This is a genomic window from Streptomyces sp. M-16, from assembly GCF_052114405.1.
Lineage (GTDB): Bacteria > Actinomycetota > Actinomycetes > Streptomycetales > Streptomycetaceae > Streptomyces.
This window is the reverse complement of record NZ_JBFRER010000002.1, coordinates 45,302-70,049: the sequence shown is the minus strand read 5'-3', so window position 1 is coordinate 70,049 and position 24,748 is coordinate 45,302. Positions and strand designations below refer to the sequence as shown.

Sequence of the window (24,748 nt, the reverse complement as noted above, 5' to 3'; positions counted from 1 at the left end):
GCCGGGTGGACCCCGTGCCGGCCCCCGTGCCGCCGCCCCCCGAACCCGCCCTGAGCACGGGCGCCGTCGCCCGCCGCCTGGGGGTTTCGCCGACCACCCTGCGCTCCTGGGAACGCCGCTACGCCATCGGCCCGGCCCGCCGCGAGGACGGCCGCCACCGCCGCTGGACCCCCGAGGACGTCGCCCGCCTCGACGAGATGTGCCGGCTCACCGCGCGGGGCGTGCCCCCGTCCGAGGCGGCGCGGGCCGCGCTCGGCGAAGCACCCGCCGCCCGCGCGGGGGAGAGGGCGGCGGCCGTGACGCCGGGCGGGCCCGGGGCCCTCCCCCTCGGGGAGGTGCGGCCGGAGGCCAGGGGGCTCGCGCGGGCCGCCGTACGCCTGGACGCGCCGGCGGTGGCGGACCTGCTGGACGCCGCCGTCGCGGAACACGGCCCGGTCACCGCCTGGGAGGAGATCATCGCGCCGACCCTGCACGCCGTGGGCCGCAAATGGGCCTCGGCGGGGGAGCGGTACGTCGAGGTGGAGCACCTGCTGTCCTGGCACGTCTCCGCCGCCCTGCACCGGGTGCGCCCCGCCCCCGAGCGGGCGCACACACCCCCGGTGCTCCTCGCCTGCGTGCCCGGGGAGCTGCACAGCCTGCCGATCGAGGCACTGGCCGCCGCGCTCGCGGAACTGGGCGTGCCGGTACGGATGTTCGGCGCCGCCCTGCCCGCCGAGGCGCTGCGGGACGCGGTACGGCGGACCGGGCCCTGCGCGGCCGTGCTCTGGTCGCAGTCCCGTACGACGGCGGACCGGGCCCTGGCCCGTTCGGTGGCCGGCATCGCGTGGGGGCCGCCCGGGGCGCGAGGCCGCCCGGCGCTGCTGCTGGCCGGACCCGGCTGGGACGGCCCGCACCCGCTGCCGCGCGCCGAGCGGCTGTTCGGGCTGCGGTCGGGCGCCGCCGTCATCGCGGCGCTGGCAGCCCGGCCGGGACCGGGGCAGGGGGCCGGTCGGGGTCCAGGGCCTGCCGCAGGACGCGCAGCGCCCGCCGCATGTGGCTCTTGACGGTGCCCAGCGGGAGGCCGGTGCGGGCGGCGATCTGGCTCTGGCTGAGGTCGGCGTAGAACGCCAGCCACAGCACGTGCCGCTGCGCCGACGGCAGCCGGGCCAGCTCCCCGGCCACCAGCAGCCGGTCCAGGGCCTGTTCCGGGCCGGGCCATCCGGCCGAGCCGGGCGTGCCGGGGTGCGGGCCGAGCGGATGCGGGTCGCCGGCGAGGGCGACGGCCGCGGCCGCCACCGCACGGGCCCGCCGGGCGCGGGCCTCCAGGGCGTCGGCCACCTTGTGCCGGGTGATCCCGGTGAGCCAGGCGCCGAGCCCGCCCGGACCGGGCCGGTAGCCGTCGCGGCCCCGCCAGGCTGCCAGGAACACCTGCTGGGTCACGTCCTCGGCCTCGCGGTCGTCGCCCAGGGAACGCCGGGCGAGCGAGTGCACCAGGGGCCGCCAGCGCCGGTAGACCGCCTCCACGACGCACTCGTCCCCCGCCGCGAACCCGGCGGAGAGGGCGGTGTCCCGTTCGGTGGTGCGGGAAGGGTCGTCCATGCCACGAGCCTCGCCACCACCGGGGACGGAGGAAAGTTGCAGCGATTTCGCAGCGAATCAGTCTCGGCGTACGGCCCCAGGCACTTCAAGCGCCGGCCCCGGCCCCGCCCTCCGCGGCCGGGCCGTGAGCCTGTGACGGAACCGAAGATCGAGCTAGGGTCCGGAGCATGAGTGATCTTCTGCTGGTGCGTCACGGGGAGACGGCCTGGAGCGCCAACGGGCGGCACACGGGCCTCACCGACGTGCCGCTGACCGCGCGCGGAGTCGAGGAGGCCATCTCGCTGGCCCCCTTCTTCCGCGACCGGCAACCCGCCCTGGTGCTGACCAGCCCGCTGAGCCGAGCCGTGGCCACCGCCCGGCTCGCCGGGCTCCGCGACGGGGTCCCCGACCCCGACCTCCACGAATGGGACTACGGCGGCTACGAGGGCGTCACCACCGCCGAGATCCAACGGACCGTGCCCCACTGGTCGCTGTGGACGGACGGGGTCCCGCAGGGCGACGCCCACCACCCCGGGGAGAGCGCCGCCCAGGTCGGCGCCCGCGCGGACCGGGTGCTGGCGCGGGCCGGCGCGGTGCTGCGCGAGGACCGGGGCAACGTGGTGCTCGTCGCCCACGGACACTTCCTGCGCGTCCTGACCGCCCGCTACCTCGGTCTGTCCCCGCAGGACGGCCGGCTCTTCCTGCTGCGCACCGGCACGGTCAGCGTGCTGTCCACGGAACACGGACTTCCGGTCGTGGCCGGGTGGAACACCCGCCCCTGAACCGCGGCACCGCGCGTCCCCGGCCGGGCCCGTCCGCCTCGCGCGGCCGGGCCCGGTGCATGACGATGCGTACATGGACGACGGCGACCACGGCGCACCGGGCAGCACCCTCCCCGACGCCGACGCGAGCCTGAAGGCCAACGCCATCGGCTTCCTCGACGCCCTCGTCATCGGTCTGAACTCCACCTCCCCGGCCTACTCCCTGGCCGCCGTCATCGGACCGATCGTGGCCCTGGTAGGGGTCTACGCGCCGGGCGTGATGCTCGCGTCCTTCGTCCCGATGCTGCTGATCGCCGCCGCCTTCTACTACCTCAACAAGGTCGACCAGGACTGCGGCACCACCTTCTCCTGGGTGACCCGCGCGATGGGCCCCTGGGCCGGCTGGCTCGGCGGCTGGGCCATCACCATGACCGGCGTACTCGTCATCGGCTCCCTCGCGGACGTCGCCGTCCACTTCGGCCTGCTCGCCGCCGGGCTCGACGGCCTGGCCGCGAACCAGCTGGTCCGGCAGGGCCTGAGCGTCCTGGTGATCCTCGCGATGACCGCCATCTGTGTCATCGGCACCGAGATGTCCGCCCGGCTCCAGGACGTCCTGATCCTCGCCCAGGTCTTCTTCCTGCTCGCGTTCGCCGTGGTCGCCCTCTACCGCGTCTACGCCGGCACCAGCACCCTCGACGGCACCCCGCCCTCCCTGAGCTGGCTCAACCCCTTCGGCGCCGGCGGCACCGCGCTCACCGGGGGACTGCTGCTCGGCGTCTTCATCTACTGGGGCTGGGAGTCGGCCGTGAACCTCACGGAGGAGGTCGAGGACTCCGCCACCGCGCCCGGCAAGGCGGGCATCTGGTCCACCATCGTCCTCCTGGTGACCTACCTGTCCGTCGGCTACGCCGTCGTCGCCTACGCCGGTACCGAGTTCCTCGCCCAGAACGCCGGCGAGGAGGAGGCCGTCTTCGCCGTCCTCGCGCACGAGGTGATGGGCGGCTGGGACTGGATGGTGCTCCTCGCCGTCTGCACCTCCGCCCTCGCCTCCACCCAGACGACGATCATCCCCGCTTCCCGGACGGCCCTGTCGATGGCCCGCCGGCACGCCCTCCCGCCACACCTCGCGCACATCCACCCCCGCTTCCGCACCCCCGACGTGAGCACCTGGTGGGTGGCCGCCATCGCCATCGTCTGGTACCTCGCCGTCAACCAGATCAGCGAGAACGCCCTCCTCGACTCCCTCACCGCGCTCTCCCTGCTCATCGCCTTCTACTACGGCCTCACCGGTGTGGCCTGCGCCGTCTACTACCGCCGCCACCTGCTGGAGAACGCGCACAACTTCCTCCTCATCGGCCTCGGCCCGCTGGTCGGCGCGGGCCYGCTGACCTGGCTGCTGGTGGAGTCCGTGGGCGACATGTCGAACCCGGCGAACTCCGCGGGCGGGGTCTCCTGGTTCGGCCTCGGCCCGCCCCTCGTCATCGGCATCGGGATCGCCGTCGCCGGCTTCCTCCTCATGTGCTTCTGGCGGATCCGCGACGGCCGGTTCTGGCAGGAGCGCCGGGGCGTGGTCGACCCGGCCCTCGTACGCGCCGGGAAGTCCTGAGGAGGCCGGATGTCCGTGGTCCTGGGTTACGACGAGTCCCCCGGCGCCGAACGTGCCCTGCGCGTCGCGCTGGAGGTCGCCACCGCCTTCGGGGAACCGCTGGTCCTCGTCTACGGAGCCGCCGCGCCCGGAGCCACCGGCGAGGAGTACCGGGCCCACCGCGAGGCCGTCCTCCAGGCCGGCCGCAGCGCCCTGGCGCGGGCCGTCGAGGCCGCCGACGAGGCCGGGGTCCCCTCCACCGTCGAGGTGGTCGACGACAAGCCCGCCCAGGCGCTGCTGGACGCCGCCGAACGCCACGACGCCCGGGTGATCATCGTCGGCACCTGGGGCGACAGCCCGATCCGCGGCGCCCTCCTCGGCTCCACCCCGCACAAGCTGCTGCACCTCTCGCCCGTCCCGGTGCTCTGCGTGCCGACGGCGGACGAAGCGTAGGCCGGGGCAGGACGGAATGACGAAGCCGGCGGCGGCGAACGGGAGGCGCGGGCTGTTCCACGGCCGGGACCGGGCGGTGATCGCGGCCGCCGCGATCTCGATGCTGCTGGTCCAGATGGACTGGTTCGCCCTCAACCTGATGCTGCCCGTCATCGGGCGCGAGTTCGACACCCCCACCACCAACCTCCAATGGCTGGTCAGCGGTTACATGCTGACCCTCGGCGCCCTGATGGTCACCGGCGGCCGGTCCGCCGACCTCTTCGGCAGGCGGCGGGTGCTCGTCTGCGGGCTCACCGGCTTCGCCCTCGTCTCGGTGGTGTGCGCCGCCGCGCGGAACACCGCCTGGCTCACCGCCGGACGCTTCGTGCAGGGGTGCACCGCCGCACTGATCCTTCCCGTGTCCGTAGCCGTGGTCACCGCGTACTTCCGCGACGAACGGCAGGGCCGTGCCGTCGGCACCGTCCTCGCCTTCAGCGCCGTCGGCACCGCCCTGGGACCCTTCGTCGGCGGGGCCTTCGCCGAGCACGTCAGCTGGCGCGCCGTGTTCCTGCTCAACGTGCCCTTCGCCCTCGCCGCGGCCCTGCTCCTGCTGCGCTTCGTTCCCGAGACGCGGGACGAGGAGGCCGGGCGCGGCCTGGACCCGCCCGGCGTGGTGACGCTCGCGGGCGGCCTGACGGCCCTGATGACCGGCGTGGACCAGGGCGCGCACTGGGGGTGGGGCTCCCCGGCGACCCTGTGCTGCCTCGTCGGCGGTGCGGCCCTGCTGGCCGTGTTCGTCCTGATCGAGCGGCGCAGCCCGCAGCCCCTGCTGGACCTGGAACTCCTGCACAACGGCCCCTTCGTCGCCGTCACCCTCGCCGGATCCCTGTCCAACGTCGTGTACTGCCTCGTCGCCGTGTTCTCGGCCCTCTACCTCCAGCAGGCGCGCGGGCTCTCGCCCCTGGACTCCGGACTGATCTTCCTGGCCCTGTCCGTCGGTGCCGGCGCCGCCAGTTACTGGTCCGGCCACCTCGCCCTGCGCGTGCGCCCCGAGCGGCTGATGGCCGCCGGGATGCTGCTGAGCGGAGTCAGCCTGTTCGTCCTGACGCTGGTGACCTCGCTCGTCGTCTACACCGCCGTGTTCGCGGTGGTCGGCGTCGGCGTCGGGCTCGCCTGGGCACTGACCAACGTCGCCACCCAGTCCTACGTCCCGCCCGGTCGCCTCGCGGCCGCCTCCGGGCTCGTCCTGACCTCCCTCGTCCTGCTGGGGGCCGTCGCGGTGGCCGTCGCCTCCACCGTCCTGGAGGTGATCAGCGGTTCCGTCGCGGGGGCCGCCTCGGACGGCCCCGCCATCGAGACCGTCCTGCGCGCGGCCGCCCTGCTGGCCGTGCTGGGCGCCGCCGGCATGGCCGCCGTCGTCCGCCGGGTTCCGGCCCCGGCCGTGGTCCCGGAGAGTTCCTAGGACCGCGACCCGGTGGCCCGGCGCCGGTGGCCCGGCGCCGGTGGCTCAGCTGCCGAACACCCCCGACAGGTACGCCGACAGCTCCCCGGCCGTCGGCGGGCACAGCCGGGCCCCGAGGTGGCCGTCCGGCCGGACCACGAAGGCGGTCGGCTCCCGGACCCCGTAGACCCGGTGGAACTCGCCGAGTCCGTCGAGGTACACCGGCATCGGGGCCCAGGCGGACGCGGTCCCGCCCTCGGTGAGGACCGCGTACGCCGTGAGCCGTCCCGCGGGCAACCCGCCGGTCAGTGCGGCGAGTTCGGGGACGCAGGGGGCCTGCGGGCCGTCGGCGCAGACCAGCAGCACGTGTTCGCTGCCGCGCAACAGCTCGTGCAGGCGCAGGGGCCCGCTCTCGATGCGCCCGATCAGCCCGGCGCAGTCGGGGGCGCGATCGCCGGGGCGCGGTCCGGGGCCGGCGCCGTCCGGATCCGGCGGGCGCACGAGCGGGCTGTCCGGGTAGGTGACGAGCAGCTGCGCCTCGCGCATCAGTACGGTGGTCAGGTCCTCGCCACCGGCGCGCATGCCCTGGTTCGCGTGTCGCACGGTCCGCCCGACGACCTCTTCGCCGACCGGCCGGCGCTCGGCGTCGTAACTGGCCGTCAGTTGCGGGTGCGCGGTCCCGTCGACGGCCAGGGCCAGCTTCCAGGCCAGGTTCCAGGCGTCCTGGATACCGGTGTTCATGCCCTGCGCGCCGGTCGGGGGATGGATGTGCGCCGCGTCCCCGGCGACGAAGACCCGCCCGTCCCCGTACCGGTCGACGATCCGGTGGCTGATCCGGAAGACCGAGGACCAGCGCAGGCCGGAGGCGGTCACCGGCTGCGGCGACAGACGGTCCAGGACCGCCTGCACGTGGGACAGCCCGGGAGCCCGGCCACCCTCCAGACCGTGTGCCACCCCGTCCTCGCCGACCGACGGGGAGGACAGCTCCGGCGGCACCAGCATCGACGCCCGGTACCGGCCCGGACCCGGAAGCGCAATGCACACCAGCAGGTCGTCCACGGCGCCGGTGGCATCGTGGTGCAGGGACCGGACCCCGTACGCGTGGGGCAGGTCCCAGTCCACCACCACGTCGGCCAGCATGTACTCCTCGGGGAACGCCGCGCCCTCGAAGGTGAGGCCGAGCCCCTTGCGGACCGTGCTGTGGGCCCCGTCGCACCCCACCAGGAACCGGGTGCGCACCTCCTCCTCGCCGTCCGGTCCGACGAGCCGGCAGGTCACCCCGTCGGCGTCCTGCGCGAAGGAGACCAGTTCGGTGCGCCGCTCGATCCGGGTGTCGAAACGGGCGAGGAACTCCTCCAGGAGCCGCTCGGTCTCGTTCTGCGGCAGCGCGGCGAAACCGTAGGGGACGCCCGCCGGCAGCGCCATCTCCAACCGGTCCTGCTCCCGGCCGTCGACGTACGTCAGCTGCCCGCGCATCGGGATCGCGGCGTCCAGCACGGCCCGCACCAGCCCCATCCGGTCCCACAGTTCCAGCGTGCGCGGCTGGATGCCCACCGCCTTCGCGTACGGCATCCGCTCCGGCAGCCGCTCCACGAGCCGGCAGCCGACCCCGCGCCGGCGCAACTCGATCGCCGCGGTCAGGCCCACCGGGCCCGCGCCCGCGACCAGAACGTCCACCGATGCGCCGTGCACCTTCTCATCGTCGCCGCCGCTCCGCCCCCCGGCGAGCGGAGTGCCGTCCGGCCACCGGGGCCGGTGTCCCGTTCAGGCCTCGTCCCGTGCGCGAACGGTCTCCCGGAGCCTGCGGGCCGCCCGCCCCGGCTCGCCGCACTGCTGCTCGGAGGCGGCCCAGAGGACCGCGAGCAGGACCGCGAGCGCATCCGGCCCGATTGCCGGGAGCCGCGCCGGGTAGCCGCGGACCAGGGGCCTGAAACCGCCGGCCCAGGGAGGTGGCGCCGTGGCGGGGCTGGATGCCTTCACCGAGGTGCTGGACGGCCCGGTGTACGTGGTCACGGCCGCGGCCGACGGGGCGCGGGCGGGCTGCCTGGTCGGCTTCGCCTCCCAGTGCTCCATCGACCCGCCGCGCTTCGTCGTCTGGCTGTCCACGGCGAACCACACGTACCGGGTCGCGCGCGGGGCGGCGTACCTGACCGTGCACCTGCTGTCGCGGGACCAACGGGCGCTGGCGGAGCTCTTCGGCGGGCGGACGGGGGACCGGGAGGACAAGTTCGCCCGGACCGGCTGGCGGCCCGGACGGGAGGGCAGTCCGGTGCTGAACGAGGTGCGCACGTGGTTCACCGGCCGTGTCGAGCGGTGCGTCGGGGGCGGGGACCACGTGGGCTTCGTCCTGTCGCCCGTCGAGGAGTGCCCGCCCGGGAAGGGCCCGCCGTCCCCGGTGCTGCGCTACCAGGACGTCCGTGACCTGCGGCCCGGGCACCCCGCCTGACCGGCGGGCCACCACCGGGGCGCCACACGTGCCATGCTCGTCGCATGGACAGCGATGCTGCGTCCGTCGGCAACGGCACGGCACCCGAGGTCCTCGCACTGGCCAGGACCGTCGCCAGGCTGCGCTCGGAGGTCGTGGACCTGAAGGGCGCCATCGCGACCGCGGTGGTCGTGGAGCGGGCCGAAGGCGTGCTCATGGGCCGGCTGGGGATCTCCGCCGAGGCCGCCCACGAGCGGCTCGTCGAGCACGCCGCGCGGCGTGGCCGGAGCGTCCTGGAAGAGTGCTGGATCACCCTGGGCCGGGCGGGCGCGGACTCCCCGCCGCCGTCCCCGCCGGATCCGCCGGTGCCGGTGCCGGTGCCCGTGCCGACGCCGACCAGGTCGTCCCCCCGTACCCGCGCAACCCCCGGCCCGACGGCCGCCGCCACGCTCCTGGCCCGGCTGGCCGAAGGGCTGGTGTGCGCGCGCACCGGCGACGACGTCGCCGAGCTGCTCCGCGGGGAGCTGGCCCAGGCGCAGGTCCCCGACCTGGACGCCGTGATGATCTACGTGACCACCCCGGGCGGCACCCTGGAGCTGGTGGGTCACGCCGGCGTGGGCGACGTGGTGGCCGGTCAATGGCGCCACCTCCCGCCGCTCGTCGGGCTCGCGGTTCTCCAGGCCCTCACCGGCGGCGAGCCGGTGTGGCTGCAGGATCCGGTCCGCGACGCCCGGCACCACCTGCTGATAGGCCCACCGGACCGCTGGCCCGCGCGCGCCTGGCTGCCCCTGTCCCGAGACGGGCTGCCCGGGGCCGTCATCGGCTTCCTGCGGACCGGACCGGGGCCCTTCGACCCGCCCACCAGGGACCTGCTGCGGCGCGCCGTACGGCTCTGCGGCGGCCCGCTCCGCGCTTTCGAACACTCCGGCCCCACCGCGACCGGCAACACGGCGGAGCCCGGTGGGGCCCCCGTCGACGCGGACGCCGTCCAGCGGGTCCTCGACGCCCTGTCCGCGCCCACCGTCCTGCTCACCCCCCTGCGCGGGGCCTCCGGCGAAGTGGAGGACTACCGGATCGACGCGGCCGCCCCGGACTCGGTCGACGTGGCCGGACGCCGGGGCCGGGAACTCGTGGGCCTGCGCGTCCTGGAGACGTATCCCACCGTGGCGGGCACCGCCGTGTGGGACGGCTACCTGGACGCGCTGACGACGGGAAGGCCTTACGAAAGCGAACCGTTCATCTACGAGGAGGTGCTCGCCGGGGTACCGAAGCGGTCCGTGTACACGGTCCGGGCGACCGTGCTGGGGGAGCACCTGGTCGTGTCCTGGGTCCGGCACGACGGCGACGAGCGGGAAGCCCGGCGCCTGGCGGACATGCAGCGGCTGGGCAACCTCGGCTGGGCGGGCTGGAACCCGGTGGCGCGGACCGCCGTCTGGTCCGAGCAGGTCTACGCGATCTTCGACCGCGACCCCGTCCTGGGCCCCGTGGGGCTGGAGGACCTGCCCCGGCACCTGCCGACCGCGGACCGGCCGGCGGTGAGCGCGGCCCTCGCCCGGCTGCTGGACCGGGCGGAGCCCGTGGACGAGGTCTTCCGCATCACCACCGCCCACGGCGTGCGCCACGTCCGGATGGTCGCCGAGGCGCAGCCCGACGCCGACGGCCGCGCGGTCGAGGTCCACGGGCTCCTCCAGGACGTCACCGCCCGGCAGGACGCCGAACGCGCCCTGCTGGAGAGCGAACGCGACGTCCTCGTCCAACGCGGCAGGTTCGAAGCGGAGCGCGCGCTCGCCGCCCGCCTCCAGAACACCCTGCTGCCGATCCCCGAACAGTCCCTGGAACTCGCCGGCCTCTGTGTCGACGTCGCCTACGCGCCCGCCGACAGCGGGATCAACGTCGGCGGGGACTGGTACAGCGCCATAGAACTCCCCGACCGCAGCGCCCTGTTCGTCGTCGGGGACGTCGCCGGCCACGGGCTGCCCGCCGTCGGCACCATGGCCCAGCTGCGGTTCACCACCAAGGGAATGACCGTCACGGGGTCGGCGCTGCCCGACGTCCTGGCCAGGCTCAACCGGCTGCTGCTCCACACCGCCGCCGACCCGTCGTCCGGGGGCGCCACCGCCACCATGGTGATGGGCCGCTACCGGCCCTCGGACCGGCGCCTGACCTGGGTACGGGCCGGGCATCTGCCGCCCCTGCTGATCCGCGGCGACGAGGCGGGCTTCCTCCCGCAGCCGAAGGGCGTCCTCCTCGGCGCCGCCTTCGGGTCCGAGTACGGACAGTCCGTGACCGATCTGCTGCCCGGGGACCACCTGCTGCTGTACACCGACGGCCTCGTGGAGGAGCCGGGGGAGGACATCGGAACCGGCCTCGCCCGGCTCGCCGATACCGCCCTGCGCCTCGTGCGCGAGGGCCGGGGCGAAACCCTCGCCCGGACCCTCGCCGCCCTGCGGCCGCGCCACCGCGACGACATCTGCGTACTGCACCTCCGCGTCCCCGACGACGCCTGAACGGGCTTCGGGGTCAGGTCTTGAGCAGGCGGTTGAAGAAGGAGCGGTAGCGCTGGAGCGCCAGACGCAGGTCCTCGGTCGGGACCTGTTCGCCGCGGTCCCACTGTCCCTCCAACTCCTGCTTGTGCGTGGAGAAGCTGCTCGCCAGGGTCCGCATGACCTCCGCCACCAGGTTGTCCGCCGATTCGACGGCCTCCTTCGGGTCGTCGACGAAGCGGCCCTGGATCTCGCTCCACGACGTGCGGTAGGCGTCCGCGTCCGCGGGGGAGAGCAGCGGCTCGTCCGCGGTGCCGGGCCCGTCGGCCTCCTGGGCAGCGGTCCCTTCCGCCGCGTCACCCGCCTCGGCCTCAGCAGTACCCTCTGTCCCCGCGGGAGCAGTACGCTCTGTCCCCGCGGGCCCGTCCGCCCTGTCGTTCATGTCCGCCTCGTCCGGTCCGACCGACGTGGCCTCGCCCGGATAGACGGCCGCCTTCCGCTCCTCCGCTTCCCCGCCCGTCTCCGGACGGGCCAGGTCCTCGGTCGTCAGCGCTCCCGGTTCGGGAGCCCGGATCTGCTTGCCTTCGTTCGTGTGCATGTCATCGACTCCTCTGGTCCGTCAGGAGGTCGTCGAACAGGGCGCGGTAGTGCACCATCGCCCCGCGCAGCTCCTCCGTCGTCGCCCCGTTCGTCCCGCTGCGTACCTTGACGTCGTGCGCGGCGCGGTAGTGGTCGAGGGTGCGTCCGTGCTCCACCGACAGGTCGCGCAGCTGTCCGTCGTACCCCTCCGTGGGGTAGCCGCGCTCGCGCATCAGCCGGGAGACCAGCTCGTCGGCCTCGGCGACCGAACCCTCGGGGCGGTCCACGAAGTGCTCCTGGACACTGCCCCACGAGTCGGCGTACTCACGGCGCCGCTCGGGGGGAAGTTCCCTGATGTCGAGCCGGTCGTGGCGTTCCTCGCGGGCGTGCAGGTCGCGTTCGGCGGCCAGCGCGCCGCCCTTCTCCTCAACGGTGCGTTGGTACTCCGGCCCGAACCGGTCGCGCAGGTGCCGCCGTCGTGCCAGCATCCACATCGTCGCGGTCAGCGCGACCACCAGGACCGCCGCGACGACGATCACCGCTATCAACGTGCTCGTGGACATCTCCGGCCTCCGATCCGGGGCCCCCGCGCAGGGTGCGTACCCCACGTGCGTGTGCTGGTGCGGCTGCCCGCGTTGCCGCCCGGCAAACCCGGGACGGGCCGGAAGACGGAGGGAAGCTGCCGTCGGGAGCCCCGCCGGGCGTCTCCCCGGGGGCGACGGCGCACGCAGGGGGCCCGGACACCGGGGACCTCCGGTGTCCGGGCCCGCGGGGGCTCGACGGGTGCGGGGGGCGCGCCGGGCGGCCGGCTACGCGGCTTCGGGGCTCAGGGCCTTGTCGGCATGGGCCTGCACCGCGGAGCGGAAGGCCGCCATGCAGGGTGCGCAGTAGCGTTCGCCGGTCGTCTCGGCGGATATGGCGGGGACGGCGGGCGGTGGCGGGGCGTGCCGGCCGCAAAGGGTGCCGGAGGAAGGTTCCTTCGCGAGGACGTGCCACAGGAGCTCACCCCGGCCGTCCGGGGATTCAGCGCGCATTTCGTACATGAGGACGCCTTTCCGCGCTTGCGTGGGTGGGGCGGAAAACCGCCCGCTGTCCCATGAGAGCCCCCGATCGGCCGAGCGGCCACCGGACTTCGGCCGACCGGGGGAATCCGTCGCGCGGGAGGTTTGACGCCGGGCCGGGGCGTCCCGGAAGGGGGCCCCCGGTCAGGAGCCCCCGGACCGGGGGGTCAGACGGCGAGGCCGGTCTCGTCCATTCCCCGCGGAGCGTGGTGGGCGCCGTCCGCGAGGCGCAGTTCCGCGGCGCGGAGCGCCTCGTGCGCCGTGGGGCGGCCCATCAGCACGCACAGCGTGTACGTGGCGTCGTCCATCGCCCGGCGGGCGGCCGCGTCCGCCGGGTCGGCCCACAGCCACGCCCGGCAGCCCCGGAAGCGGCCGAGGGCCTCCTGCGTCCGCTCCCGGCTCGGCACCAGCGGCCGGGCCGGAGAGGTTCCCGCCCCGTCGGCCCCGGCCGTACGGGCCGCCTCGACGGCCCGTCGCAGGGCCCGCTCCACTCTCTTGGGCGCCTTCACGCCCCATGCCGCGGCGGCCATCGCCGCCGCCAGCCCCTCGACGCCGATGTGCGCCGCCGCGGCCGCGGCGGCCAGTACGCGGTGCGCCTCCCGTGCCGGACAAGGAGTCACCACCATCACCACGCCCACCGCCCACGCGGTCGCGCACGGGGCGGAGGCTTCGCGTCCGCCGATCTGAGGAATGTGAGGAAACGCCACCGGATGATCCCTTCAACCCAAGGCCGAGCGCGCATATGTCCGCACGTATGAAAGGTATGCCCGCCTTGAAACCGGTCGGCACCCGCACGCCGCCCCGACTCCCGCCGGGGCGGCGCTCCCCGCCGCCCCGGCCGTCGCCCGCCGCGCTGCGTCCGATCGGGCAGGTGCTGCCGAGCCTCACCGTCCGTACGGCCCGCCGGGGCTACGGTGGGCCGGTTCCGTACGCCGCGCGGCAGAGGAGACGTGGGACCGGTGTCGACATCCAGCCATGAGCTCGCGGGCGCGCCCTGCTGGGTCAGCCTGATGACCCGGGACCTCCCGGCGGCCCAGGAGTTCTACGCCGCCGTGATGGAGTGGGAGTTCCGCGGCACCGGGGACGGCCTCTCGATCGCCTTCCGGGACGGGACGCCCGTCGCGGGCATCGGCGCACCGGCCCCCTCGCCCGGTCTCCCCGTGGGCTGGACCCCGTACTTCGCCGTCGACGACGCCGATGTGACCGCCGCGCGCGTGCGCGAGCGCGGTGCGACCGTGGCCGTCGGCCCGCTCCCCTTCGGTACGGGCCGCGCCGCCCTGGCGGCCGACCCCGACGGTGCCGTCTTCGGTTTCTGGCAGGGCGGGGTCATCCCCGACTGGAGCGTCGGACGGGGCTCCGCCCCCGCCTGGCTCGAACTGCGCACCCGCGACGCCTTCGCCGCCGCGATCTTCTACGGCCAGGTGCTCGACTGGGCCGACGACAGTGCCGGCTGCTGCACCGTCTCCTACGAGCACGACCGCGTGGTCCTGCGGCACGGCCGGGACACCGTCGCCCGGATCACCGGCGGCGCCGTCGAGGCGGACCCCGATCCGCACGTCCGCCCCCGCTGGCACACCCACTTCCAGGTCCCCGACCTCGAAGCCGCCGTCGAGCGGGCGACGGCCCTCGGGGGGACCGTCGCCTCCCCGGTCCAGACCACGAGCACCAGCCGCTCCGTCACCCTGCGCGACCCCGACGGAGCCCTCTTCACCGCGGTGGCCCCCAACACCGGCTGACGCCCCCGCGCGGCCCGCCGGGGTACGGCCCCCGTCGCAGCCTCTGTGGCCAGAGCCGCACCCCGTACGGCCGAACGTACCCGCCCTCGGGCCGTTCTGGTCCGCCGGCCGGATCCCGGTCGATTTCCGGCCGCTCCGGCTGTGCCAATGGCCCAGTGGCAGGGGGCCCGCTTGAGCCAGTGGGCCTCCGGATGGTTATCTGTGGCGTATCCATGTACTTACGGCGCCACGCAGCGCCGGACGGCAACGAGGCCGGTCCGGACCGTGGCGCCTTCGCCGTGCCCCCACACCGCCCACCACCCCCGGGCGATAGGCGGCCCGGCGTGCTCCATCGCAAGGGGGGCGGCACACCGCCGTGAAGAGAATGTTCGTGGCTCCGGACCCGGGGCGCACCAGACTCAGGAACTCGCTGCGCGCGGTCGTCGGCGTGGGACTCGCCGTCGTCGCCGCCGAACTGGCGGGCCTCTCCCTGACCGCCTCCATCACCGGTGGACTCGCCGCCCTGCTGGCGCTGTTCACCGTCCTCGACGCGGACGTGCGCGCCCAGCGGGTGACCACCGCCCTGCTGCCCGCCGCCGGTTTCCCGGTCCTGGCGCTGGCCACCAGCCTGCACGGGATGCCGCAGGCCCGGGACGCGGGCTTCCTCGCCGTGGTCTTCGCCGGGGTGTACGCCCGCCGCTGGGGACCGCGCGGCCACGCCCTCGGCGTCTTCGCCTTCATGATGTTCTTCGTCACCCAGTTCCTGCACGCCGTGCCCGCCCAGCTCCCGGAACTGTTCGCGGCCGTCGGGCTGGCGCTGCTGTCCGCGGGGGCCGCGCGCTTCGTCCTGTGGCCCATCGAGCGCCGCACCCCGCCCCCGGCCGCCCCGCCGGGCCTGCCCGGCACCGGTCTGGCCCGGCCCACCACCCGGCAGGCCTTCCAGGCCACCGCCGCCTGCGGCTTCGCACTCGCCGTCGGCCAGGCGCTGTCAGAGGACCGCTGGTACTGGGCCGTCGGCACCGCCTGGTGGATCTTCGTCAACACCGCCTCGCGCGGCGAGACCCTGGTCCGCGGTTTCCGCCGGGTGCTGGGCACCGTCATCGGCATCGCGGCCGGACTGCTGATCGCGGTACCGCTGCACGGAGCGCCCGCGCCCACCGCGGCCCTCGTCGCGGTCTGCGTCTTCGGCATCTTCTACACGGCCGCGCCCTCGTACTCCTGGATGATGTTCTTCGTCACCGTCATGGCCGGCCTCCTCTACGGGCTCCTCGGCGTCCTACACCCCGGCCTGCTGCTGCTCCGCTTCCAGGAGACGGCCGTCGGCGCCCTGGGCGCGTCGCTCGCCGTGATCCTGGTCCTCCCGGTCACCACGCACGCCGCCAACGACGCCTGGATCCAGCGCGCGCTGCACTGCGTACGGGCGTCCACCGCCGCCTCCCTCGACCGGCTCGCGGGCGACCCGGACGCCGATCCGGCCCCCCACGCCGCCGAGCTGGAGCTGCTGCTGGGCCGGGTGCGGATGGCCCTCGCGCCGCTGGTCCACCCGCTGAGCCCGCTGCGCGCCCGCAAGGCCCGCGCCCGGCAGGTGCTGGCGCTGCTCGACGACTGCGCCCGCGAGGTGCGCGGGCTCGTGGCCGTCGCCGCCGACCCGCAGGCCTCGCACGACGCCCGGCTCGCCGCCGCCTGCTGGCGCGTGGAGGCGGCCGTCGAGGCGCTCACCGCCCCGCAGGGCACCGCCGGGCCCGCGGCCCCGCGGACCGCGCCCCGCCCGGCCGCCGCGGAGCCCGCGCTGGCGCACCTGCACGGCCTGGAGGAGGCCCTGACGGCCCTCGCCGCGCCCCTGCGCACCGACCCCCGCGCCCCGCTGGCCACCGTCGGGGCCTGACGCTCCGGCACCGCACCGCAAGGCCCGGGGACCGGATGGCGGCGGCGGGGACGAGGAGGAGGACGCCCGGACCCTCGTCGCCCTGGACGGCGGGGGAGCGCGCCCTGTTCATGAGCCGTCCCTGCGACTGACGGCCGACCGCCGACCGCCCCGGCCCCCGGCCCGCCCGGCTCCCCGGCTGCGGCGGATGGTACGACCGCTGGAGCCCTCACCGCAGGACAACGGGCGAAGACCACTCGGAGGAGTGGTCCGTACTCGCGCCGCTCACGGCACTCACCTGCGACATGTACAACGGGTCATTGTTCATTGCACATTCATCCGGCACGTACAGGGTGGATCTGGTCGGACGGGGGGTAACCGGTCGGAATGGAAATTCTCCAGCAGTACGCGAGCGCCGCGCAGGTGTGGGAGGAAGCCGAGGAGTTCATCCGGCTCTTCCACCGGGAGAATCCGGAGGCGGGCGATCCGCGGGCCCGCCTCGCCGAGGTACGGGCGGAGCTCGCGGACACCGGCACCTACCGCCACACCCCTCAGGAACTGGTCCACGGTGCCCGCGTGGCCTGGCGCAACAGCAACCGCTGCATAGGCCGGCTCTACTGGAACTCGCTGCGCGTGCGCGACCGCCGCGCGCTCACCGAGGCCGAGGACATAGCCGACGAGTGCTTCGAGCACCTGCGCGAGGCCACCAACGGCGGCCGGGTCCGCCCGACGATCACGGTCTTCGCCCCGGACGCCCCGGACCGCCCCGGCCCGCTGATCTGGAACGAGCAGCTGGTGCGCTACGCCGGCTACGGCGACCACCACTCCATAACCGTCGGGGACGCCCGCAACGCCCCGCTGACCGAGGCCCTGCTGCGGCACGGCTGGGAGGGCGGCGCCGGCACCCCCTTCGACCTCCTCCCGCTGGTGGTCCAGGGCGTCGACGACAAGCCCCGCTGGTTCGACACCCCCGCCGACGCCGTGCTGGAGGTGCCGATCCGGCACCCGGACCGGCAGGACGACTGGGGCGACTGGGACCTGCGCTGGCACGCCGTTCCCGCCATCTCCAACATGTGCCTGGAGATCGGCGGGGTGCACTATCCGGCCGCCCCCTTCAACGGCTGGTACATGGGCACCGAGATCGGCGCCCGCAACCTGGCCGACACCGACCGCTACAACCTCCTGCCGGCCGTGGCCCGCAGGCTCGGCCTGGCCACCACCAGCGACCGCTCGCTGTGGAAGGACCGCGCTTTGGTCGAACTCAACCGGGCCGTGCTGCACTCCTTCGACGAGGCCGGGGTCACCATCGCCGACCACCACACCGAGTCCCGGCGGTTCCTCTCCCACCTGGAAAGGGAGGAGCGCAAGGGGCGCGAGGTGGGCGCGGACTGGTCCTGGATCGTCCCGCCGATCTCCGGTGCGGCGACCCCGGTCTTCCACCGGACCTACGAGGACCGGCCGAGCGCCACCGCGTACGTGCACCACGCCGGTGCCCAGGAACGCGCCAGAGGCGAGGATTTGGTCTAGACCTTCTGTTACGGTCGGCCCGTACGGATCCGGAACGGCGGAGAAGGGGCACCCGTGGACGACGCGGACAGCACGGACCACAGCGGCGGACACCGGGCCTACATCGGCTCGTTCACCTCGGGGGGCGGCCGCGGCATCACCACCGCGGCCGTGGATCCGGCCACCGGTGCGCTGACCCCGCTGGCGGCCGAGGGCTCGCTGCCGGACCCCTCCTACCTCGCGCTCGACCGCGGCACCGGCGTGCTCTACGCGGTCGGCGAGACCGAACAGGGCGCGGCGGCCGCCTTCCGCCCCGTGGCCGGGGGGCTGGCGCCCCTGGGGGCGCCCGTGCGCGTCGGCGGCTCGGGGCCCACCCACCTCGCCATGGCCGGGCGCCGTCTGCTCACCGCCAACTACGGCTCGGGCAGCGTCAGCAGCCTGCCGCTCACCCCGGACGGCGCCCTCCGCGGGCCCGCCTCCGTCCTCACCCACCGGGGCACCGGCCCCGACGCCCACCGGCAGGAGGCACCCCACGCCCACCAGGTGCTGCCCGACCCCACCGGCCGGTGGGTGCTCAGCGTGGACCTGGGCACCGACTCGGTACGGATCTGCGGGCTCGACCCGGCCACCGGCGCGCTGCGCGTGCACGGGGAGGCCGTGCTGCGCGCCGGCGCCGGACCGCGCCACCTCGCCTTCCACCCGTCGGGCGAGGTGGTCTACGTACTGCACGAGCTGGAGCCGCAGCTGACCGTCTGCCGCTGGAACGCGCTCTCCGGGCACCTGGAACCGATCGGGGAGGTTCCGGTCGCCTCGGCGGGCGCCTCGGGGGCCGCACGGGCCTACCCCTCCGCGATCGTGGCCTCGTCCGACGGGCGCTTCGTGTGGGCCGCCGTCCGCGGCGCCGACACCCTCGTGACCTTCTCGCTCGCCGGAGGCCCGGAGAAGCCGCAGCTCACCGGCACGGTCGCCTGCGGCGGCCACTGGCCGCGCGATCTCGCGGCCGATCCTTCGGGGCGCCGGCTCTACGCGGCCAACGAGCGCTCCGGCGACGTCACCTGGTTCGAGGTCGACCCGTTGACCGGACATCCGCGCCGCGCCGGTTCCGTCGCCGTACCGGCCGCCTCCTGCGTGGTCTTCGGCTGACCCCGGGGCCGGGGCCGTGGGCCCCGGCTGCGGTCCACGGCCGCGGCGAGGGCCCGCTCCCGGACCCGGGAGCGGGCCCTCGCCGCGTCGTACGGGACCTCAGTGCGCGGCGGCGCCCAGCGTGATCCCGAGGGCGGCGCTGTACTGGGCGACGGCGAGCTTGCCGAGCGCCGGGTAGGCGCCGAGCACCTCGGCGGCGGCGCAGTCGGCCTCCTTGCAGGCGGTGTCCAGCAGCCCGTCGGCGGCCTCGGGGCCGATCAGGTAGGGCGCCAGGGCCAGCTGGCCGGATCCGGAGCCGCGGAGCTCGGCGGCGACGGCGGCCACCGAGCCCTCCTGGTCCAGGGCGGCGGCGATCACGGGCACCGCGAGGCGGGCGGCCAGCAGCATGCCGGTGATCCCGGCGGCCTGGACGGCCTCCTCGCCGCCGGTGGTGGCCAGGATGATGCCGTCGGCCGCGGTGGCCACGGTGAACAGGCGGGCCCGGTCGGCGCGGGCCAGGCCGGCCTCGGAGAGCCGTACGTGCAGGCCCTCGGCGAGCAGCGGGTGCGGACCGAGTACGTCGGCCAGCTCGGCGGCGGCGGAGGAGTCCATCAGCGCCTGGCGGATCCGGCGCAGCAGGTCGCCGTCGGGGCCGGCCAGCAGGGGCACGACCACGGCGTCGGGGCCGGTCGGCGCGGGCACCTCGTGCCCGGCGGCGCGGGCGAACTCGGCGCGCGCGGTCCGCTCGTTCGCGACGGCGGTCAGCACGCCGGAGAGCGAGGGGAACTCGGCCCCCTCGGCGTCGTCACCTTCGAGGTACCCGATCCGGGCGTCCAGGCCGGGCAGCTCGGAGCGGCCGATGCTGATGATCTCTTCCGCGAGACCGCGCGAGGCGGCGGAGGGGGCACCGGGCACGGCGAGCACCAGCGCGGGCGCGCCCTCGGGCGCCACCGCGGGCTCGGGCCGGCGGTGCCGCCCGGTCTGGCGGGGTCGCGGCATTCGTACGGGCAGGCCGTTGGCGGGCCCAGTGGGGGAGCTCATGGCGCCGCATGCTACTGGTTTATCGGAACGAGGTGTTCGGGCAGGGCCTGTTCGGGCGGCTTCTGTCCGTATTTATCCGTGGAATGTCGTAGCTCAATGTCATATAAGGTTCAACCGACCGCAGGAAGCCGCCAGTCGACTGGCTCCGCGCCCTGGCGGACCAGCAGCTCATTGGTCTTGCTGAAGGGCCGGGAGCCGAAGAAGCCGTTGGCCGCGGACATCGGGGAGGGGTGGACCGACTCCACGGCGGGCAGCTCGCCCAGCAGTGGCCGGAGGTTGCGGGCGTCGCGCCCCCAGAGCACCGACACCAGCGGCTTGCCGCGCGCCGCCAGGGCGCGGATCGCCTGCTCGGTGACCGCCTCCCAGCCCTTGCCGCGGTGACCGCCGGTCTTGCGGGGGGCGGTGGTGAGCGCGCGGTTCAGCAGCAGGACGCCCTGCCGGGTCCACGGGGTCAGGTCGCCGTTCAGCGGCCGGCCGGTGCCGAGGTCCGCGTGCAGCTCGCGGAAGATGTTGTCCAGGCTGGGCGGCCACGGGCTCACCTCGGGCGCCACGGAGAAGGACAGGCCCATCGCGTGCCCCGGGGTCGGGTACGGGTCCTGGCCGACGATGAGCACCTTCACCTCGTCGAAGGGCTGCTGGAAGGCGCGCAGGACGTTCGCGCCGGAGGGGACGTACGTCCTCCCGGCCGCGATCTCCCCGCGCAGGAAGTCRCCCATCGCGGCGATCTGACCCGCCACCGGCTCCAGGGCCCGGGCCCAGCCCGGCTCGACGATCTCGTTCAACGGTCTTGCTGCCATGGGTGATCACTCTACTGGCCCACACCGACAGCGGGTCCCGTTCAGCGCAGTACGGCGGCCCGGACGCACAGGACGTCCGGGAGGTGGGCGGCCAGCTGCCGCCAGCTGTCGCCGTCGTCTTGGCTGGCGTACAGCTCGCCGTTGCGGTTGCCGAAGTAGATGCCGGCCGGGTCCGCGTCGTCGGTGCACAGGGCGTCGCGCAGCACCGTGCCGTAGTGGTCCCCGGACGGCAGCCCCTTCGAGAGCGGCTCCCAGTGGGATCCCGCGTCCGCGGTGCGGAAGACCCGGCACCGGTGCTGTGCCGGGACCCGGTCGGAGTCGGCGTTGAGCGGGAAGACGTAGGCGGTGTCGGGGCGGTGGGGGTGGGCGGCCACGGCGAAGCCGAAGTCGGAGGGCAGTCCGGCGCCGATGTCGGTCCACTCGGCGCCGGCGTCGTCGCTGCGGTACACGCCCCAGTGGTTCTGGAGGTAGAGCCGGCCGGAGGTCCCGGCGTCCCGGGCGATCTTGTGGACGCACTGGCCGAACTCGGGGTGCTGGTCGGGCAGGAACACCGCCGAGACCCCGTGGTTGGACGGCTCCCAGCGGGCCCCGCCGTCGCGGGTTCGGAAGACCCCGGCGGTGGAGACGGCCACCGTCACGGCCGCCGGATCGGCCGGGTCGGTGATCACCGTGTGCAGGCCCTCGCCCCCGCCGCCCGGAACCCAGGCGGAGCGGGTCGGGTGCTCCCACAGCGGCCGCACCAGCTCGAACGAGGCACCGCGGTCGGTGGAGCGGAACAGGGCGGCCGGCTCGGTCCCGGCGTAGACCACGTCCGGGGCCTCGGGGCCCGCGGGCTGCAGCTGCCAGATCCGCTCCAGGGAGGCGCCCGTGTCCCTGGGGAACCTCACGGCGGGCGCGGCCGGTTCCTGCCAGGTGGCTCCCAGATCGTCGGACGTGAAGACGGACGGCCCCCAGTGCGAGCTGTCCCCGCCGGCCAGGAGCCGGGGTGCGGGCCCCCGTCCGTCGATGGCCACGGCGGACACGGCCTGGGCGTTGAAGAGGGGCCCTTCGAGCTCCCAGGGGCCGGCGTCCCGGCGGCGGCCGATGAACAGCCCCTTGCGCGTTCCCGCGAGCAACAGCACGTCGGTCATGGCCGGCACCTCCGGACGCCCTCGTCCACCGCTGTGGCTTTCCCGCCAGTCTGCACCCGGCCGCCGACACCGGCCGGACGGCGCGCGGCGCCCCGGCGCTTTGCTTGTACGTGAAGTCTCGTACTACGAGGGATTTCGTAGTACGGTGTTTCTCGTACTTAGCGCCGGCCCCCGGCGCGCGTCCGGTGACATCTGGAGAGCCCCCATGAGTGCTGCACCCGCCGCCTTCGCCGCCCTTTTCCAGCCCTACACCCTGCGGTCGGTGACCGTGCCGAACCGCGTCTGGATGGCGCCGATGTGCCAGTACAGCGCCGAGCCCGCCGGCCCCGACGCCGGTGTGGCCCACGACTGGCACTTCACGCACTACGCGGCCCGCGCCACCGGCGGCACCGGACTGATCGTCCAGGAGGCCACGGCCATCTCCCCCGAGGGCCGGATCAGCCCCTACGACCTGGGCATCTGGAACGACACCCAGGTCGCGGCCCTGCGCCGGATCACCGACTTCGTGAAGTCCCAGGGCGCCGTTCCGGGGATCCAGATCGGCCATGCCGGCCGCAAGGCGTCCACCGAGCGGCCCTGGAAGGGCGGCCGCCCCGTCGGGCCCGAAGCGCACGGCTGGACGCCGGTCGCGCCGAGCGCCGTGCCGTTCGGCGACGGCGACCCGGAGCCGCGGGCCCTCACCGTGGAGGAGATCCGGGAGATCACCGCGCAGTTCGCCGCCGCCGCCGGGCGCGCGCTGGCCGCCGGGTACCAGGTGCTGGAGATCCACGGCGCCCACGGCTACCTGATCGGACAGTTCCTCTCCCCGCACAGCAACCGACGCACCGACTCCTACGGCGGCTCCTTCGAGAACCGCACCCGCTTCGCCCTCGAAGTCGTCGACGCCGTACGGGAGGTGTGGCCCGGAGAACTGCCGCTGCTCTTCCGGATCTCCGCCACCGACTGGCTGGACGAGGACGGCTGGACCGCCGACGACACCGTCCGGCTGTCCGCCCTGCTCCTGGAGCACGGGGTGGACCTGCTCGACGTCTCCACGGGTGGCCTCGCCCCGCACGCGAAGATCCCCGTCGGCCCCGACTACCAGGTGCCCTTCGCGGCCCGCGTCAAGAACGAGACGGAGCTCCCCGTGGCCGCCGTCGGGCTGATCACCGAGCCGGAGCAGGCCGAGAAGATCCTGGCCAACGGAGAGGCGGACGCCGTCCTCCTCGGCCGCGAGCTGCTGCGCGACCCCTACTGGGCCCGCCGCGCCGCCGCCGAACTCGGCGGGGAACTGCGCATGCCCGCCCAGTACCACCGCTCCTGGTGAACCGGGTGCGGCGCGGGAGTTCCCCACGCCCGCGCCGCACCCCCACCTGTCCTACGACGGTTCTCGTACGATGGGGTCCGCCGCCGCCCGGCGGAGGCCGATCCGAACGAGAGGAGCCGGACATGCCGGAACGGGACACCGCCCGCACCCTGGCCCACCCCGAGCCGGACGAGATCCGCCTCGAAGGCGTCCTGCACGCCCTGTCCGACCCGGTGAGGCTGTCCATCGTGCGCGACCTCGCGGCCACCGGAGCCGAGCTCTCCTGCTCGCACTTCGACCTGCCGGTCACCAAGTCCACGACCACCCACCACTTCCGCGTCCTGCGCGAGAGCGGGGTCGTGCGCCAGACCTACCGCGGCACGGCCAAGATGAACGGTCTGCGCCGCACGGAACTCCACACCCTCTTCCCCGGCCTCCTGGACGGCGTCCTGCTGGCCGCCGCCGCCGAAGAGGCCCGGCTCGGCCACCGGGCCTCCGCCCCGGACGCGTCCTCGGCGTAGGGCATCGGGTCGGGTGAGCTCCGCGGGGGACGGCTCAGGCGATGCCGGCCGCGGCGCGCAGGCCCGGCCAGTCGGGGATCTTGACCGAGCGGCGCCCCAGCGAGCGGCCCAGGTCCTCCTCGGCCGCCTCGATGGCCAGCCAGCCCGGCCATTCCACGGGGTGCAGGCCGGCCGCGCGCAGGGCGGTGAGCGGATCGGCCGGCAGCTCGCGCCGGGCCAGCGGGCCCGCGTCCTGGAGCAGCGAGGACACCGTCTCCTTGGCGCACGGCCGGTTGGTGCCGATGACCCCGGTCGGACCCCGTTTGATCCAGCCCGCCACGTACTCGCCGACCGAGGCCCGGCCCCCGCGCAGCACCCGGCCCGCCGCGTGCGGCACCGTCCCGGTGGCGGCGTCGAAGGGCAGCCCGGCCGGCGGCACGCCCAGGTAGCCCACCGAGCGCAGCACCAGTTCGGCGTCGAGGTCCTCGTACGCGCCCGTGCCCCGCACCCCGCCCCGGCCGTCCGGGGCGGTCCGCTCGAAGCGGATCCCGCGCACCCGGTCCTGAGGGCCGCCGAGCAGCTCGACCGGGCGCAGGTAGAAGCGCAGCGAGATCGACCGCCGTGCGCCGGGGTCCGGCGCCTCCCGGGCCCATCCGCGCAGCACCTCCACGTTCCGCCGGGCCACGGCGGGCAGGGCGGCCGCCGCGGCCGGGTCGGCAGGTTCGGCGCAGGCCGGGTCGAGGGCCAGCTCGGYGGGGTCCACCCGGGTGTCCACCTCCGCCAGCGTGCCCAGTTCGCGGAGTTCCTTGGTGGTGAACCTGCCCTGTGACGGGCCGCGCCGGGCCACCATCGTCACCGTCCGCAGCCCGCTGTCGGCCAGCGCGCCCAGGGCCGGCTGCGGCATGTCGGTCGGCCGCAGCTCGGGCACGCCCCGGGCCAGGATCCGGGTCACGTCCACCGCGACGTTCCCGGCCCCGACCACCACCGCCGAGCGCACCCCGGCCAGGTCGAAGGGCCGGGCGTCGGGGTGTCCGCTGTACCAGGACACGAACTCCGTCGCGGAGTGCACCCCGGCCAGTTCCTCGCCGGGAATGCCCAGCGTGCGGTCGCGCGCCGCGCCCACGCAGTACACCACCGCGTGGTACAGCTCCAACAGCCGGGCGGTGGAGAGGAGTCCACCGCCGACCTCCACGTTCCCGAGGAAGCGGATCCGCTCGTCCTCCAGCACCGACCGCAGACTTCCGGTCAGCGACTTGATCTTCTCGTGGTCGGGGGCCACCCCGTACCGTACGAGGCCGTACGGCGCCGGCAGCCGGTCCAGCACGTCGACGCGGACGCCCGGTACCTCCCGCTGCTGGACCAGTGCCTGAGCGGCGTAGACCCCACTGGGACCCGAACCGACGACGGCGACACGAAGCACGGCGGAGCTCCTCCCGCAGGTGCTCCCAGCATGACACCGGGGCT

The 24,748-nt window shown here is 74.9% G+C and carries 23 protein-coding genes; 13 read left to right on the top strand and 10 right to left on the bottom strand.

What is annotated here, in order from left to right; genetic code table 11:
• Positions 1 to 5: 5 nt before the first annotated feature.
• The gene (locus AB4039_RS01425) at positions 6 to 1,043 is read left to right on the top strand and encodes a MerR family transcriptional regulator (RefSeq protein ID WP_266837223.1); all 1,038 of its coding nucleotides are present in this window, start codon (positions 6 to 8) and stop codon (positions 1,041 to 1,043) included.
• Here the strand turns inward: AB4039_RS01425 and AB4039_RS01420 are convergent.
• The gene (locus tag AB4039_RS01420) at positions 943 to 1,578 is read right to left on the bottom strand and encodes an RNA polymerase sigma factor (protein ID WP_442269780.1); all 636 of its coding nucleotides are present in this window, start codon (positions 1,576 to 1,578) and stop codon (positions 943 to 945) included. The genes AB4039_RS01425 and AB4039_RS01420 overlap by 101 nt on opposite strands.
• A 167-nt stretch (positions 1,579 to 1,745) precedes the next feature.
• Here AB4039_RS01420 and AB4039_RS01415 point away from each other — a divergent pair, with 167 nt between their 5' ends.
• From AB4039_RS01415 to AB4039_RS01400, 4 genes are all read left to right on the top strand, one after another.
• A complete protein-coding gene (locus AB4039_RS01415; RefSeq protein ID WP_266837219.1) occupies positions 1,746 to 2,339 on the top strand; it encodes a histidine phosphatase family protein in 594 nt (197 codons plus the stop codon).
• Positions 2,340 to 2,412: 73 nt separating this feature from the next.
• Positions 2,413 to 3,924 carry an APC family permease gene (locus AB4039_RS01410; RefSeq protein ID WP_442269779.1) on the top strand — a complete coding sequence of 504 codons (1,512 nt, stop codon included), beginning with the start codon at positions 2,413 to 2,415 and terminating at the stop codon, positions 3,922 to 3,924.
• A gap of 9 nt (positions 3,925 to 3,933) precedes the next feature.
• The gene (locus tag AB4039_RS01405) at positions 3,934 to 4,356 is read left to right on the top strand and encodes a universal stress protein (protein ID WP_266837215.1); all 423 of its coding nucleotides are present in this window, start codon (positions 3,934 to 3,936) and stop codon (positions 4,354 to 4,356) included.
• A 16-nt stretch (positions 4,357 to 4,372) separates the two neighbouring features.
• Positions 4,373 to 5,797: an MFS transporter gene (locus AB4039_RS01400; protein ID WP_266837213.1), complete on the top strand. Its 1,425-nt coding sequence runs from the start codon at positions 4,373 to 4,375 to the stop codon at positions 5,795 to 5,797.
• 45 nt (positions 5,798 to 5,842) lie between these two features.
• On the opposite strand, the gene AB4039_RS01395 is transcribed toward AB4039_RS01400, so the two are convergent.
• On the bottom strand, positions 5,843 to 7,468 hold the full coding sequence (locus AB4039_RS01395) for an FAD-dependent monooxygenase (protein ID WP_442269778.1): 1,626 nt from the start codon (positions 7,466 to 7,468) through the stop codon (positions 5,843 to 5,845).
• 265 nt (positions 7,469 to 7,733) lie between these two features.
• Between AB4039_RS01395 and AB4039_RS01390 the strand changes: the two genes are divergently transcribed.
• Both AB4039_RS01390 and AB4039_RS01385 read left to right on the top strand, forming a co-directional pair.
• Positions 7,734 to 8,222, top strand: a complete 489-nt coding sequence (locus tag AB4039_RS01390; RefSeq protein WP_442269777.1) for a flavin reductase family protein — start codon at positions 7,734 to 7,736, stop codon at positions 8,220 to 8,222.
• 44 nt (positions 8,223 to 8,266) lie between these two features.
• On the top strand, positions 8,267 to 10,708 hold the full coding sequence (locus tag AB4039_RS01385) for a SpoIIE family protein phosphatase (protein ID WP_266837207.1): 2,442 nt from the start codon (positions 8,267 to 8,269) through the stop codon (positions 10,706 to 10,708).
• 13 nt (positions 10,709 to 10,721) lie between these two features.
• On the opposite strand, the gene AB4039_RS01380 is transcribed toward AB4039_RS01385, so the two are convergent.
• From AB4039_RS01380 to AB4039_RS01365, 4 genes are all read right to left on the bottom strand, one after another.
• A complete protein-coding gene (locus tag AB4039_RS01380; protein WP_442269776.1) occupies positions 10,722 to 11,282 on the bottom strand; it encodes a hypothetical protein in 561 nt (186 codons plus the stop codon).
• A 1-nt stretch (position 11,283) separates the two neighbouring features.
• Positions 11,284 to 11,826: a hypothetical protein gene (locus tag AB4039_RS01375; RefSeq protein ID WP_266837203.1), complete on the bottom strand. Its 543-nt coding sequence runs from the start codon at positions 11,824 to 11,826 to the stop codon at positions 11,284 to 11,286.
• Positions 11,827 to 12,072: 246 nt separating this feature from the next.
• The gene (locus AB4039_RS01370; RefSeq protein ID WP_266837201.1) at positions 12,073 to 12,297 is read right to left on the bottom strand and encodes a hypothetical protein; all 225 of its coding nucleotides are present in this window, start codon (positions 12,295 to 12,297) and stop codon (positions 12,073 to 12,075) included.
• Between the two features lie 194 nt (positions 12,298 to 12,491).
• A complete protein-coding gene (locus AB4039_RS01365) occupies positions 12,492 to 13,031 on the bottom strand; it encodes a DUF5133 domain-containing protein (protein ID WP_442269775.1) in 540 nt (179 codons plus the stop codon).
• A 303-nt stretch (positions 13,032 to 13,334) separates the two neighbouring features.
• Between AB4039_RS01365 and AB4039_RS01360 the strand changes: the two genes are divergently transcribed.
• The 4 genes from AB4039_RS01360 (at position 13,335) to AB4039_RS01345 (ending at position 18,552) form a co-directional block, all read left to right on the top strand.
• Positions 13,335 to 14,060, top strand: coding sequence for a VOC family protein (locus tag AB4039_RS01360; protein ID WP_442269831.1), 726 nt, complete (start codon positions 13,335 to 13,337; stop codon positions 14,058 to 14,060).
• Positions 14,061 to 14,424: 364 nt separating this feature from the next.
• Positions 14,425 to 15,924: an FUSC family protein gene (locus AB4039_RS01355; RefSeq protein ID WP_266841454.1), complete on the top strand. Its 1,500-nt coding sequence runs from the start codon at positions 14,425 to 14,427 to the stop codon at positions 15,922 to 15,924.
• 366 nt (positions 15,925 to 16,290) lie between these two features.
• A complete protein-coding gene (locus AB4039_RS01350) occupies positions 16,291 to 17,430 on the top strand; it encodes a nitric oxide synthase oxygenase (RefSeq protein ID WP_266837197.1) in 1,140 nt (379 codons plus the stop codon).
• A 54-nt stretch (positions 17,431 to 17,484) separates the two neighbouring features.
• Positions 17,485 to 18,552 (top strand): lactonase family protein, encoded by a 1,068-nt coding sequence (locus AB4039_RS01345; RefSeq protein WP_442269774.1) that lies wholly within the window; start codon positions 17,485 to 17,487, stop codon positions 18,550 to 18,552.
• A gap of 99 nt (positions 18,553 to 18,651) precedes the next feature.
• Here the strand turns inward: AB4039_RS01345 and AB4039_RS01340 are convergent, their stop codons facing one another.
• The 3 genes from AB4039_RS01340 to AB4039_RS01330 all read right to left on the bottom strand — a co-directional run bounded on the left by AB4039_RS01340 (position 18,652) and on the right by AB4039_RS01330 (position 21,499).
• Positions 18,652 to 19,572 (bottom strand): sirohydrochlorin chelatase, encoded by a 921-nt coding sequence (locus AB4039_RS01340; protein WP_442269773.1) that lies wholly within the window; start codon positions 19,570 to 19,572, stop codon positions 18,652 to 18,654.
• Between the two features lie 110 nt (positions 19,573 to 19,682).
• Complete coding sequence (locus AB4039_RS01335; RefSeq protein ID WP_266837191.1) at positions 19,683 to 20,369, bottom strand: uracil-DNA glycosylase; 687 nt, start codon at positions 20,367 to 20,369, stop codon at positions 19,683 to 19,685.
• Positions 20,370 to 20,410: 41 nt separating this feature from the next.
• On the bottom strand, positions 20,411 to 21,499 hold the full coding sequence (locus AB4039_RS01330; protein WP_266837189.1) for an exo-alpha-sialidase: 1,089 nt from the start codon (positions 21,497 to 21,499) through the stop codon (positions 20,411 to 20,413).
• 205 nt (positions 21,500 to 21,704) lie between these two features.
• On the opposite strand from AB4039_RS01330, the gene AB4039_RS01325 reads away from it, so the two are divergent.
• The gene (locus tag AB4039_RS01325) at positions 21,705 to 22,805 is read left to right on the top strand and encodes an NADH:flavin oxidoreductase/NADH oxidase (RefSeq protein ID WP_266837187.1); all 1,101 of its coding nucleotides are present in this window, start codon (positions 21,705 to 21,707) and stop codon (positions 22,803 to 22,805) included.
• A 122-nt stretch (positions 22,806 to 22,927) separates the two neighbouring features.
• Positions 22,928 to 23,305, top strand: a complete 378-nt coding sequence (locus tag AB4039_RS01320) for an ArsR/SmtB family transcription factor (RefSeq protein ID WP_266837185.1) — start codon at positions 22,928 to 22,930, stop codon at positions 23,303 to 23,305.
• Positions 23,306 to 23,339: 34 nt separating this feature from the next.
• Here the strand turns inward: AB4039_RS01320 and AB4039_RS01315 are convergent, their stop codons facing one another.
• Positions 23,340 to 24,704: an FAD-dependent oxidoreductase gene (locus AB4039_RS01315; protein WP_442269772.1), complete on the bottom strand. Its 1,365-nt coding sequence runs from the start codon at positions 24,702 to 24,704 to the stop codon at positions 23,340 to 23,342.
• Positions 24,705 to 24,748: the final 44 nt, after the last annotated feature.